Annotated in this window: 13 protein-coding genes; 8 read left to right on the top strand and 5 right to left on the bottom strand. The window is 67.7% G+C overall.

Annotated features, from left to right (window positions below; all coding sequences use genetic code 11):
- The first annotated feature begins 43 nt into the window (after positions 1-43).
- From yidC to ABD729_RS09110, 4 genes are read left to right on the top strand one after another with little or no spacing between them, the layout of a single operon-like run.
- Positions 44-1,777 carry a membrane protein insertase YidC gene (gene yidC, locus ABD729_RS09125; RefSeq protein ID WP_344709933.1) on the top strand — a complete coding sequence of 578 codons (1,734 nt, stop codon included), beginning with the start codon at positions 44-46 and terminating at the stop codon, positions 1,775-1,777.
- Positions 1,777-2,418, top strand: coding sequence for a ribosome biogenesis GTP-binding protein YihA/YsxC (gene yihA, locus ABD729_RS09120; RefSeq protein ID WP_344709932.1), 642 nt, complete (start codon positions 1,777-1,779; stop codon positions 2,416-2,418). The genes yidC and yihA overlap by 1 nt, the downstream gene beginning before the upstream one ends.
- Before the next feature lie 41 nt (positions 2,419-2,459).
- Positions 2,460-3,131 (top strand): glutathione S-transferase family protein, encoded by a 672-nt coding sequence (locus ABD729_RS09115; protein ID WP_344709931.1) that lies wholly within the window; start codon positions 2,460-2,462, stop codon positions 3,129-3,131.
- A gap of 23 nt (positions 3,132-3,154) precedes the next feature.
- Positions 3,155-3,517 (top strand): hypothetical protein, encoded by a 363-nt coding sequence (locus ABD729_RS09110; RefSeq protein WP_344709930.1) that lies wholly within the window; start codon positions 3,155-3,157, stop codon positions 3,515-3,517.
- 6 nt (positions 3,518-3,523) lie between these two features.
- On the opposite strand, the gene ABD729_RS09105 is transcribed toward ABD729_RS09110, so the two are convergent.
- On the bottom strand, positions 3,524-3,985 hold the full coding sequence (locus ABD729_RS09105; RefSeq protein ID WP_344709929.1) for a cupin domain-containing protein: 462 nt from the start codon (positions 3,983-3,985) through the stop codon (positions 3,524-3,526).
- Between the two features lie 27 nt (positions 3,986-4,012).
- Here ABD729_RS09105 and dapE point away from each other — a divergent pair, with 27 nt between their 5' ends.
- Positions 4,013-5,146, top strand: coding sequence for a succinyl-diaminopimelate desuccinylase (gene dapE, locus ABD729_RS09100; RefSeq protein ID WP_344709928.1), 1,134 nt, complete (start codon positions 4,013-4,015; stop codon positions 5,144-5,146).
- Here the strand turns inward: dapE and ABD729_RS09095 are convergent, their stop codons facing one another.
- The 4 genes from ABD729_RS09095 to ABD729_RS09080 form a co-directional block, all read right to left on the bottom strand.
- A complete protein-coding gene (locus ABD729_RS09095) occupies positions 5,147-6,829 on the bottom strand; it encodes a putative bifunctional diguanylate cyclase/phosphodiesterase (protein WP_344709927.1) in 1,683 nt (560 codons plus the stop codon).
- 69 nt (positions 6,830-6,898) lie between these two features.
- Entirely contained in the window at positions 6,899-7,447 is a 549-nt protein-coding gene (locus ABD729_RS09090; RefSeq protein WP_344709926.1) for a Smr/MutS family protein, read from the bottom strand.
- Positions 7,428-8,633, bottom strand: a complete 1,206-nt coding sequence (gene mltA / locus ABD729_RS09085) for a murein transglycosylase A (protein WP_344709925.1) — start codon at positions 8,631-8,633, stop codon at positions 7,428-7,430. The genes ABD729_RS09090 and mltA overlap by 20 nt, the downstream gene beginning before the upstream one ends.
- Position 8,634: 1 nt before the next feature.
- The gene (locus tag ABD729_RS09080) at positions 8,635-9,294 is read right to left on the bottom strand and encodes a Tim44/TimA family putative adaptor protein (RefSeq protein ID WP_344709924.1); all 660 of its coding nucleotides are present in this window, start codon (positions 9,292-9,294) and stop codon (positions 8,635-8,637) included.
- Between the two features lie 200 nt (positions 9,295-9,494).
- On the opposite strand from ABD729_RS09080, the gene secB reads away from it, so the two are divergent.
- Genes secB through trpS form a run of 3 tightly spaced genes read left to right on the top strand, consistent with a single transcriptional unit; the run spans position 9,495 to position 12,678 of the window.
- Positions 9,495-10,016 (top strand): protein-export chaperone SecB, encoded by a 522-nt coding sequence (secB, locus tag ABD729_RS09075; RefSeq protein WP_344709923.1) that lies wholly within the window; start codon positions 9,495-9,497, stop codon positions 10,014-10,016.
- Between the two features lie 48 nt (positions 10,017-10,064).
- Complete coding sequence (gene murJ, locus ABD729_RS09070; protein WP_344709922.1) at positions 10,065-11,636, top strand: murein biosynthesis integral membrane protein MurJ; 1,572 nt, start codon at positions 10,065-10,067, stop codon at positions 11,634-11,636.
- Positions 11,629-12,678 (top strand): tryptophan--tRNA ligase, encoded by a 1,050-nt coding sequence (gene trpS / locus ABD729_RS09065; RefSeq protein WP_344709921.1) that lies wholly within the window; start codon positions 11,629-11,631, stop codon positions 12,676-12,678. Before murJ ends, trpS begins: the two co-directional genes overlap by 8 nt.
- Positions 12,679-12,717 lie beyond the last annotated feature (39 nt).

Below are 12,717 nucleotides of genomic sequence, written 5' to 3'. Positions count from 1 at the left end.
TCGACCGCGGCCCGACAACGATGTACCGAGGATTTGAGCTGACGTGAGCGCCGACAACCGCAACATGATCCTTGCCATCGTGCTGAGCGCCCTGGTGCTGCTCGGCTGGGGCCTCCTGTCCGAACGCTATCTGCCGAGCGCCAAGCCGCCGGCCAAGACCGCGCCGGCGACCACCGCCGCAGCCCCGGGGGCAGCGACGCCGGGCGCGCCGGCCGCCACTGCCGCCCCTGCCCTGTCGCCTGCGCAAGCGCTTCAGGGCGTGCCGCGGGTGCGGGTCGAGACGCCGAGCCTGCAGGGATCGATCAGCCTCAAGGGCGCGACGTTCGACGATCTTCGCCTGGTCCGTCACACCGACAAGCTCGGCAAGGAAGCGCAGCCCGCGCGGCTGCTGAGCCCGGCCGGTGCCAAGGGCGCCTATTTCGCGCGCTTCGGGTGGAGCGGCCAGGGCGTCGCGGTGCCCGACGCCAACACCGTCTGGACGCCGAGCGCGGCCGCGCTGGTCCCGGGCAAGCCGGTGACGCTGAGCTGGACCAACCCGACCGGGCAGCGCTTCGAACTGCTGGTCGCGGTCGACGACGGCTATCTGTTCACCGTCACCCAGAAGGTGTCGAACCTTGGCGGCGGACCGGTCGCGGTGCGCCCCTATGGCCTGCTGAGCCGCGCGGACGCGGGCCCGGACGCCAAGAACGACGGCTGGACTCACCATTTCGGCCCGATGAGCGTGATCGACGGCAAGTCGGATTACGACGTCAATTATTCGACCCTCGACAAGGACGGCGCGCAGAAGTTCAGCGGCACCAGCGGCTGGGTCGGCTTCACCGACAAATATTGGCTGACCGCGCTGGCCCCGGCCGGAAGCGCTCAGCTTAACGCCAGCCTGCGCCGTGGCCAGGGGACCAGCTACCAGGCCGATTATGCGCTCGATCCGGCGATCGTCGCCCCGGGCAAGGCCGCGCAGGCGACAACTCACCTGTTCGCCGGCGCCAAGGAGAAAAAGTGGCTCGATTCCTATGAAGCTTCGGGCGCCATTCCGGTCATCTCGGACTCGATCGACTGGGGCTATTTCGAATGGTTCATGCGGCCGATCTTCGCGCTGCTGATCTGGCTGTTCCACACGCTGGGCAATTTCGGCTGGGCGATCATCGCGCTGACCTTCATCGTGCGCCTGTTGATGTACCCGATCTTCGACCGCCAGTTCCGTTCAATGGCGGCGATGCGCGCGGTGCAGCCGAAGATGAAGGAGCTGCAGGAGCGTCACAAGGACGACAAGACCAAGATGCAGCAGGAGCTTCTCGAGCTGTACAAGCGCGAGAAGATCAACCCGGCGGCGGGCTGCCTTCCGATCTTCCTCCAGATCCCGGTCTTCTACGCGCTCTACAAGGTGCTGACGGTGACCGTGGAAATGCGCCACCAGCCGTGGGCGCTGTGGATCCACGATCTGTCGGCACCGGACCCGGTCACACCGATCAACCTGTTCGGCCTGCTGAACTTCGACCCGCCGGGAATGCTGCATCTTGGCGTGCTGCCGATCCTGCTGGGCATCACCATGTACCTGCAGTTCAAGCTCAACCCGGCGCCGATGGACGATGTCCAGAAGCAGATCTTCTCGATCATGCCGTGGGTGATGATGTTCGCGATGGCCCCGTTCGCGGCCGGCCTGCAGCTCTACTGGGTGGTTTCGAACCTCCTCGGCATCGCGCAGCAGAAGTATCTCTATTCGAAGTATGACGCGGAAAAGATCGCGGCGCGGGCCGGGGTCAAGGCGGCGAAGACCTGATGGACGAGGATCGTAGCGACCTGACCGAGCGGGCGCGCAAGCTGTTCGCCGGGCCGGTCGAATTCCTGAAGTCGGCGCCGGGCCTGGAATTCCTGCCCGATCCCGACGTGCCCGAGATCGCGTTCGCCGGCCGTTCCAACGTCGGCAAGAGCTCGCTGCTGAACGCCATCACCGGGCGCAACAAGCTGGCGCGGACGTCGAACACGCCGGGCCGGACGCAGGAACTGAACTTCTTCGACGTCGGCGCGCCGCTGGCGCTGCGGCTGGTCGACATGCCGGGCTATGGCTTTGCCGAAGCGCCAAGGGACATGGTCAAGCGCTGGCGCTTCCTGGTGAACGACTATCTGCGCGGACGCCCGGTGCTGAAGCGCGCGGTGGTGCTGATCGACAGCCGCCACGGGGTGAAGCCCGTCGACCGCGAGATCATGGAGATGCTGGACGCGGCGGCGGTCGGATACCGGCTAGTGCTGACCAAGGCGGACAAGATCAAGGCGAGCGAACTGGCCGCCGTGATCACCGCGACCAAGGCCGAGGCGAGGCTTCACCCGGCCGCCTTCCCCGAGCTCATCGCAACCTCGTCCGAAAAGGGCATGGGCGTCGCCGAAGTGCGGGCCGCCGTGCTGGAAGACGCGCTCAGCTGAGCGGCCTTGCGCAGGCGCCCCGCAACCGCGAAGGGAGGCGCATGCTCAAGCTCATTCTCGGCAACAAGGCCTATTCATCCTGGTCGATGCGCGGCTGGCTGGCGCTCAAGGCGTCGGAGCTCGAATTCGAAGAGCTGGTCGTGCCGCTGTACAACGACACGTGGGACGAGCGTCGCGAAGGCGACGAGTTCGCGCCTTCTTCGGGCAAGGTACCGCTGCTGTGGCATGACGATCTGGTCGTGTGGGACAGCCTGGCGATCATCGAATATTGCGCCGACCTGACGGAGCGCGGCCGCTACTGGCCCGAGGACATCGCCGCCCGCGCGATGGCGCGGTCGATGGCGGCCGAGATGCATTCGGGCTTTGCCGCGCTGCGCCGCGAATGCCCGATGAACGTCCGCCAGAACGTGCCGATGCCCGATCTGTCGGACGAGACGATCGCCGACATCAACCGCATCCTACAATTGTGGGCGCAGGCGCGGGCGCGGTTCGGCAGCGGGGGCCCGTTCCTGTTCGGCCAGTGGAGCGCGGCGGACATGATGTATGCGCCGGTCGTCACCCGCTTCCTGACCTACTCGATCCCGGTCCCGCCCTTTGCCCGGCAATATATGTCGGACGTGCTGCGCCACCCTCACGTTGCCGGGTGGATCGAGACGGCACAGGACGAACCGTGGGTGATCGAACAATATGAGGCCGGGCAAGGAACTGCCTGATCCCCTCGTTCGTCTCTGAAAATGTGCGTAAATTTTCCCTTATCACCGTAGCGTTAGCGCTCTCCGCAACCGCCTGTGCGAGCCCGAAGGAGCGGATCGCCGATTCGCTGGTCGGCTATGGCATCGACCAGATGCGGGCGGATTGCGTCGGCCAGCAATTGCAGAACAGCCTGTCGGTCAGCCAGCTGATGGAGCTTGGTCGAGTCGCCAGGGCAGCCCGCGAGCGCGATCCCGAGCCGTCGCGCCTGACCCTCAGCGATCTCCTCCGTGCGGCGACCGAAGTACGCGATCCGCGGGTCGCGATCGAGGTCGCCAAGGCGGCCGGCCGCTGCAACCTGACGCCGATGGGCTTTGCCCCCGCCAAGCTGGAGATGGACGCGGCCTGACGCCGGTCAGACTCGCGTGGCGTCGAGCGGTGTGCCGTCCTTGCGCGTGTAGCGGCCATCGGCGGTGAACAGCATGTCGATGTCGCTGTAGCTGCCGCCCGACTGGGGACCCCCGCCCACAACCAGGAAACGGCACGGCCGATCGCTGTCGTTGCGAAGGTGGTGGCCGTTGCGGACGCCTTTGGGAAAGGCCGCGACGTCGCCGGCGCGAAGCAGGGTGTCGCCCGAATCCTCCGCCAGGATCGCCTCGCCTTCCAGCATCACCAACAGTTCGTCCTCCCCCTCGTGCCAGTGGCGCTGGCTCGACCAGGCGCCGGGGTCCAGCCGGACCAGGCTGGCGCCGAATTCGGTCAGCCCGCCCGCGGGAGCGAGCCGGCGGTACCAGCGCCCCTGCACCGCCTGGTCGTGCGGCGAGGGATATCCGGTGCGGTTGACTTCCGCGATCGCGTCGAGGTCCAGTTTCGGCATTGCTTTCCCCATGCTAGCGGTTCGCTCATGGCCCTTATCGATCCCGTCGACCTTGCCGCAAGGCTGATCTCCGTCCCGTCGGTGACCCCTGCCAGGGGCGCGGTGTTCGATGTGCTGGACGAGGCGCTCAGCTCCCTCGGCTTCACCATCCACCGGTTCACGCTGGGCGAGGCGCCGGACGGGCCGACCGAGAACATGGTGGCAATCCGCGAGCGCGGACCCGGGCCGCATGTCGGCTTTGCCGGCCACCTCGACGTGGTGCCGCCAGGCGAAGGCTGGGAAGGCGACGCCTTTACCGCGCGGGTCGTCGACGGACGGCTGATCGGGCGCGGGGCGAACGACATGAAGAGCGCGATCGCCGCCGCGGTGGGGGCCGTGTCGATGTTCGAGCAGCAGGCCGGCACCCTCTCCTTCCTCATCACCGGCGACGAGGAAGGCTATGCGACCTTTGGCACGCCGCGGATCATCGACTGGCTGACTGAGCGCGCGATCCGTCCCGACATGATCCTGATCGGCGAGCCGACCAGCGAAACGCAGCTGGGCGACACGGTAAAGATCGGGCGCCGCGGATCGCTCAATTTCTGGCTTAAGGCCAAAGGCGTGCAGGGCCACGTCGCCTATCCGCACAAGGCCGACAATCCGGTTCCGCGGCTGGCAAGGGTGGTGGCCGCGCTGTCGGCGCTTCACCTCGACGACGGGACCGAGGTGTTCCCGCCTTCCAACCTCGAGTTCGTGGCGCTCGGCACGCCGACGGCAGCGAGCAACGTCATTCCGGGCGAGGCGAGCGCGCAGGGCAATATCCGCTTCAACAACCTGCATAGCGGCGAACAGCTGATCGCGCTGCTGAGCGAGACTGTCGCGGCGATCGATCCGGCGTGCGAGTTGCGCACCCGCATTTCGGGCGAGGCTTTCCTGACGCCCCCGGGGAGGCTCTACGACCTCGTCACGCAGGCGATCCGGGCCGAGTGCGGGATCGAGCCGCATCTGTCGACCGGCGGCGGGACGTCGGACGGGCGGTTCCTGATCAAGCTGTGCCCGGTGGTCGATTTCGGGCTGCCCAATGCGACCATGCACAAGGTCCACGAAAGCGCCGCGACCGGGGATATCGAAACCCTCGCGCGGGTCTACCGGCACGTCTTCGAAGGCGGCCTCAGCGCCTGATCAGGCGGCCGAGCGATCCTCGATCGAGGCGTGCGACGTCCAAGCGAGGAATTCGGGCTCGGCCATCGGCTCGGCGAAGACGAAGCCCTGGATGGTGTCGCAGCCCATGGTGCGCAGGATGTCGGCCTGCGCGACGGTCTCGACCGCTTCGGCGACCAATTCGCATTCGACGCCGCGGACCAGCTGGATGACGGCCTGGACGACGTTGCGGGCCTGCTCGCTGACGGTGATGTCGTGGATCAGCGAGGGGTCGAGCTTGACCCGGTCGAGCGGCAGCTGGCGCAGGCGGGCGATATTGGAATAGCCGGTGCCGAAATCGTCGAGCGCGATGGTCGCGCCGCCGCGGCGGAGTTCGGCCATTTCATCGAGGGTCGCCTGAGGGCATTCCATCGCCGCGGTTTCGGTGATCTCGATTTCGATCTGGCTGAGGCTGACCCCGGCTTCGGCGAAGATCTGGCGCAGGCGCGGGAAGAAATCCGGCCGTTCGAGCTGCCGCGGCGAGACGTTGAAGGCTACCCGGCGCGACCCTTCGCCTTTCTCGTCCCAGCTGGCGAGCATGGCCGCGACTTCGCTCATCACCCAGTCGCCGATGGCGTTGATGATGCCGGTCTGTTCGGCGATTTGGATGAACTGGCTGGGGCTGACGGGCCCACGCTGCGGGTGGCGCCAGCGGAGCAGCGCTTCAGCGCCCGTCACCGCGCCGCTGGCGAGGCTGAGCTGGGGTTGCAGCACGAGGTGGAACTCGCCGCGCTCGACCGCTTCGGCGAGGGCCTTTTCGGTCTCCAGACGGCGTAGGTGCTCCTGCGCCAGTTCGTCGCTGAATAGGCAATGCTGGTGGCCGCCGCGCGACTTGGCGCGGTACATGGCGACGTCTGCGGCGCGCATCAGTTCCTCGACCGTGCGGCCATGGCGGCTGCCGAGGGCAAGGCCGACCGAAGCGCCGATGTCGATGCTATGGCCGTGAAGTTCGAACGGTTCGCCGATCGCCAGCACTACGCGGCGGGCGATCCGCTCGGCCTCGGCGTCGCCGGCGACTTCGGGGAAGAAGAGGGTGAATTCGTCGCCCGCGAGCCGGGCCAGCAGCGGCCGGCGCGAGGTTGCCGCGGCTTCCGAATTGATCAGCACGCGAAGGCGGTTGGCGACCATCACCAGCAGCTGGTCGCCGCGGGCATGGCCGAGGCTGTCGTTGACGGCCTTGAACCGGTCGAGGTCGACGAACAGCATCGCGCTGGTGCGATTGTCGGCCCGGGCAAGCAGGCGTTCGGCCTCGGCGCGGAAGTTCAGGCGGTTGGGCAGGCTGGTGACCGGATCGTACATGCCGAGCGCCTGCGCATTGTCGATCGAGCTGCGCACTTCGGCGAACAGGCTGTCCACCGCCGCCGCGACCTTGGGCATGACCCGCCGGACGGATTCGGGCGCGGGACTGGTAAGATCGCCCTCTTCGACCGCGAGCAGCCGGTCGCGCAGCGCGGTGAGGGCGCGGGCGCCTTCGCTATTGGGGCGTTCGGCAGCGACGTAGCAGACGACCAGGCAGAAGGCGCCGGCGACCAGCGCGGCGGTGATCTGCTGCGGCAGCTGCGTCAGCGTGATGAAGGCGTAGAGCGAGAATATGAACGACGCGACGCCGGCCAGCCCCGACAGGAGCATGTTGCTAAACTGCTGCGCGCTTCCACCCCTGATCATCGCGCCATGGTTAAGGGGGCGGAGTTAAAAAGGCGTATAGCGCCGGATCGGACGATGCAGCGGCGCCGTTCAGCGACGAAGGATGAGGTAGAGGCTGCCACCCCCGCCGTGCCGGCGATGCGCGCTGCGGACCGCGGCGATCCGGTCGGCATGGCGCGATACCGCGAGCCAGTCGTGCACCGCCGCCCGGATCTTCCCGCGCTGGACGGGCGGTTCGCCGGGACGGTGGTGGCCGGTGATCAGCAGGACGACCCGGTCGCCGGACCCGACCGCACGTTCGAGCGCCTGGTCGAGCGCTTCATAGGCGCGCTCGAGATTGTAGCCGTGGAGGTCGACGGTGCGATCGACCGCGATATTGCCGCTCTTGAGACGCTTTTCCCAATGGCCGTCGAGATTGCCATGGATGGTAGCCCGACGCACCGGGGCCGCGGTGACCGGCTGCGGAGGCGGCGGCACCCTGCCCTTCACCGGCCGTGACGGCGGGGGCGCAGCAGCACTGGCGGCAGCGGCGGGCGGCGGCGAAGGCGATGCCGGAGGCGGCCGTTCCCTGCTGAGCGGCGTGATGGACGCGGTCACCCGTGCCCACAGCGCCGCTTCCTCAGGGCTGAGCGACCGCATTGGGGGCGAGCAGCCGTTCGACGCTCGCCTTGGGCAGGAGGATCAGCGCCTCGCCCTTGGCCGACATGCCCCCGGCGATGCGGCGCGCATCAGGCCCGGCGCCCCAGAAGGTGTCGAAGCGATTGGCGCCCTTGATCGCGCCGCCGGTATCCTGCGCGACCCACAGGCCGTCGGCATCGTTCATGATGACGTCGAGCCAGATGGGGGCGCCCAGCGGCACGAACATCGGGTCCGCGGCGACTGTGCCGCGCGCCGTCACCGGCAGCCCGAGAGCACCGAGCGGACCGGGACCGGTCAGTTCCTTGAAGAAGATCTTGGACAGGTTCTCGCGCATCAGGCCCATGCCGCCATCGGGCTGAGCGCGCATCCAGCGCTTGATTGAATCCATGTCGGCCCCACCCGGCGGCAAGATCCCGCGATCGCGCAGCAGCTTGCCGACCCCCACATATTCGCGGCCGTTCTGGTTGTCGTAGCCGATCCGCATCACGGTGCCGTCCGGCAGACGAAGCCGGCCCGAGCCTTGGATTTCAAGGAAGAACATGTCGACCGGATCGGCGGCATAGGCCAGTTCGAGCCCCTTGCCGGCAAGCGCCCCGTCGTAGATTTCGGCGCGGGTCCAGTAGGGCACGCACTGCCCCGTTTCGTCCAGCCGGCCGCGCCCGGTGGTGCCGTCGGCGCGGGTGCAGCGGACGAGGTCGGGGGGTGTGCGATAGATGGGCAGCGCATAGCCCGGGCCCGGGATGCGCGAGCCGAGGATCTCGGGCTCCCAATAGCCGGTAGCGAAGGCGGGATCGGCGCCGACCTTCACCCAGTCGAAGCGGGTGGCGAAGAAGCGCTGGGCCTCGACGGGCGTGGGCGAAAGCCTTCGCGCCTCGTCGCACAGCGATTGCCAGTCAGCCGGCTGGGTAAGCTGCGAGACATCGACGCGCCTGACCACCGCCGGGCAGGAGATGCGGAAGGCTTCGAGCGCGCGGACGGCAGCTTCGTCGGTGATCGGACGCGGCTGGGCGCGGGTGACGCCTGCCGCCGCAGCGGTCGCCGGCTTGGGCGGAGGCGGCGGCGGAACCGGTTCGGGAAGAGGCTGCGGCACCGGCACAGCGGGCACGACCGGCGGCAAGGGACGGGTGGCGCAGGCCGCCAGCGACAGGGCGAGCAGCGCTCCCAGCCCGAGCTTCAGGGAGGTCACCTTATTCGTCGTCGGTTTCGACGAGGATCCAGTTGGGATCGCTGCTGGCAAGGTCGCGGCGGAAGGTCCAGCGGTCACGGGTTTGAACTGCGTCGCTCAGCGAGCCTGCAACCACATTGCCTTCGGAATCGCGGGTGACGGCAGCGATATCCGCTTCGAAGCGGACGGTCAGCGTGGCGACCTTCCCGCTGACGGCAGCGGCCGCGATCAGCGCCTGTTCGATCGCGATCAGGCGATTGTCGAGCTTCTGCCCAGCAGCCTCGCGATCGGCGACCGCCTCATCGAAGGCGGCGGCGATTTCGGGATCGAGGAAGGTGCGGACATCGTCGACACGGCCATGCCAGAAGGCTTCGAGCACCATGCGATAGGCGCCCTTGGCTCCTTCAAGGAAGCGGGCGACGTCGAAGCTCGGGTCCGCAGCGAGCAGCGCGCGGACGCCCGGGCCAGCGGTCGGGAGATAGGCCGTGTCGAGCGGCTCGGCCGCGCCATTGGCCTTGGCCTGCGACGTCTGCGCCAGCTCGGCCGCGCGGGCCAGCTGGTTCCTCGGCTCTGCCTGATTGCGGGGCAACTGCTGCTCGTGGCCGGTGCGTTCGCCCAGCACGCTATACAGCCTGAGGCCGATGAACAGGGCAACCAGCGCAAGGATGATGATCGAAACCAAGAGGAGCCTTCTTTCCCGGGGCAGGTGGTGCTTCAACGCTTAACATAGGCGCTGGTGTCCGCCTCGCAAACCCTTGGCCTAAAGCATAGCTCGCGCCATTGCACCGCTTCGGCCCGGCTGCTAGTCGCCCGCCCCGAACAAGCCGCGGGAAGCAGCCGTTTTCCCGCCTTCACTTTAGCACAGTCAAGGGCACGAGACACATGGCCGCTTCCGATCCCGTTTCCGCCGGCGCGAATGGCGCTTCCGATCAGGCCAATGGCGAAGCGCCGCAGGTTGCCGCGCTGGCGCAATATGTGAAGGACCTGTCGGTCGAGAACCCGTCGGCCCCGCAGGTCTTCCAGTGGAACGAGCAGCCGCAGCTGGACGTGCAGTTCAACATCGCGGTCAACAAGATCGCCGACGAAGTGCATGAAGTCGTTCTGAAGATCGACGCTTCGGCCCGCTCGGCCTCGGGCGTGCAATTCGTCCTCGACCTCAGCTATGCGGGCATCTTCGGCCTTCGCAATCTGCCTGAAGAGCAGCTTCCGGCCTTCCTGCTGGTCGAAGCCCCGCGCCTGCTGTTCCCGTTCGCGCGCCAGGTCGTCGCGGCCGCGACGCAGGACGCCGGCTTCCCGCCGCTGATGCTCGACCCGATCGACTTTGCCAGCATCTACATGAGCCAGCTCGAAGCGGCGCAGGGCCAGGATGGCGGCGAGCAGCCGCAGGGCGAAACCGTCCAGTAGCTTTTTCTCCCCGTCGTTGAGGGGGGAAGTGGAGGGGAACGGGACGCCATGAACCTACTCAAGGCCACCGGCACCATCGGCGGGCTGACCCTGGTCAGCCGCATTCTCGGCTTCGCGCGCGAGATGCTGATGAGCCGGATCATGGGCGCGAGCGCGGCGGCGGACGCCTTCTTTGTCGCCTTCCGGCTCCCCAACACCTTTCGACGCCTGTTCGGCGAGGGCGCGTTCAGCGCCGGTTTCGTGCCGCTTTACGCCCAGCGGCTGCAGGGCGAGAATGGCGAGGCCGAGGCCAAGAAATTCTCCGAGGAAGTGCTTGCGGTCTTCCTTCCGACGCTGGTGCTGTTCACCCTCGTCTTCCAGCTGATCATGCCGGCGTTCGTCGCTGCTATTTCCGGCTATTCGGGCGAGAAGCTCGAGCTTGCGACCTACCTGACGCGCATCACCTTTCCCTATCTGATCCTGATCAGCCTGGTGTCGCTGTGGGCCGGCATCCTCAACAGCCTGGCGCGTTTCACCGCCGCGGCCTTCGCGCCCGCGCTGCTGAACCTCTGCATGATGCTGGCGCTGATCATCTTCCCGCAGGGCGGCGCCTACACGGCCTTCTGGCTGGCGGTGGCGGTGACCTTTGGCGGGGTCGTCCAGCTTGGCCTGCTGATCGCCGCATCGGTCCGCGCCGGCGTCTCGCTGCGACTGCGCCGACCGCGGATGACGCCGGGCGTGCGCCAGTTCGTGCGGGTTGTGGTGCCGGCGACGCTGGGCGCCGGCGTCTACCAGATCAGTGCCTTTATCGACACCTTCTTCCTCGCCCGCATCGGCACCGGGGCCCTGAGCTGGTTCAACTATGCTGACCGGCTGAACCAGCTTCCGCTGGGCGTCATCGGCGCTGCGCTCGGCACCGCGATCCTGCCGCAGGTCAGCCGCTTCGTCGGCGCGAACGATCCGGAAAAGGCAGCCCACGTCCAGGCGCAGGCGCTCGACCTCGGCATGTTCCTGACCCTGCCCGCGGCGCTGGCGCTGTGCGTCGCCGCCGGGCCGCTTGCCGGCGCGCTGTTCCAGGGCGGCGAGTTCACCGCGCGCGACGCCGACATCACCGCGACCGTGCTCGCGATCATCGTGCTCGGCCTGCCTGCCTATGTGCTGGTCAAGGTGCTCACCCCCGGCTTCTATTCGCGCCAGGATACCGCGACCCCGGTCAAGACCGCCGCCTTCGTCCTGGTGGTGAACGTGGTTCTGAACTTCGTGGTGCAGGGCATGTCGCCCGATCCGCTGTTCCGGATCGCCGGCCTCAGCGCGGTGATCGCGCTGACCAGCTGGCTCAACTGCGCGATCCTTTACGTCATCCTCCATCGCCGCGGGCATTTCCGCATGCCGGCCTGGCTGGCGAGCCGGGTGCTGCGCCAGCTGCTGGCCGGCGCGGTGATGGTCGCCGCGCTCTACGGCCTCGAGATGCTGTTCGCTGACTGGTTCACCGGCAGCGCCGGGCGCCGCATCATCGCGGTTGGCGCGCTGGTCGGGATCGGCATGGGCATCTATTTCCCGCTTTGCTGGGCTATCGGCGGCGTCGATCGCCAGGCCTTCAAGGACCTCCTCGCGCGCAAGAAGCCTGCAGCCAATGCCTGACGTTACCACTCAGTCCGCCGCGAGCAATGCGGCCGTGACCCCCGTGACACGCGTCCTGTCGGGTATCCAGCCGACCGGAAACCTGCACCTCGGCAACTTGCTGGGCGCGATCCTGCGCTGGGTCCGGATGCAGGAGGAGGCACCGTGCTGCTTCTTCCTGGCCGACCTTCATTCGCTGTCCGAGCATATCCCGGCCGACACCCGCCGCGGCGCGGTGCGCAACATGGCGGCGGCGCTGATCGCCAGCGGCATCGATCCCGACAAGTCGGTGCTGTTCGCGCAGTCCGACGTTCCCGCCCACGCCGAGCTGTGCTGGATCCTGAACGGCACTGCCCGGATGGGCTGGCTCAGCCGGATGACCCAGTGGAAGGACAAGTCGGGCAAGAACAAGGAAGGCGCGAGCGTCGCGCTGTTCGACTATCCCGTGCTGCAGGCCGCCGACATCCTGCTCTATCGCCCGAGCCACGTGCCGGTGGGCGAGGACCAGAAGCAGCATATCGAGCTGACCCGCGATATCGCGACCAAGTTCAACCTCGACACGGGGACCGAGACCTTCGTCCTGCCCGAGCCCTTCATCGGCGGCGGGGTCGCGGCACGGGTTATGAGCCTGCGGGACGGCAGCAACAAGATGAGCAAGTCCGATCCGTCGGACATGAGCCGGATCAACCTGATCGATTCGGACGAGGAGATCGCCGCCAAGATCCGCAAGGCGCGCACCGATCCCGAGCCGCTGCCGGGCGATCCCGAGCTGCTGAAGGAGCGCCCCGAAGCGCGCAACCTCGTCGGGATCATGGCCGCCATCACGGGCGAGAGCGATGCGGCCATCCTGTCCCGTTTCGAGGGCCAGGGCTTTGGCGCCTTCAAGCCGGCGCTGGCCGACGCGCTGGTCGAGCTGATCGCCCCCATCCGCGCCCGCTACGAAGCGCTGGTGGCGGACAGCGCGGAGCTGGACCGGCTGCTCGACAAGGGAGCGGCGAAGGCGATCGAGCTTGCCGCGCCGACCCTGCTGGCGGCCAAGCAGGCGGTCGGGCTCGGGCGCTAAGGCTCGGCTCGGCTCGGCTCATCGCCGGGCCTGCACCCT

Origin of the sequence: Sphingomonas humi (genome assembly GCF_039536725.1) — a bacterium.
In the GTDB taxonomy this organism is placed as follows: Bacteria; Pseudomonadota; Alphaproteobacteria; order Sphingomonadales; family Sphingomonadaceae; genus Sphingomicrobium; species Sphingomicrobium humi.
Note: the sequence above shows the minus strand (reverse complement) of the source record. Positions and strands in the feature narration are given on the sequence as shown.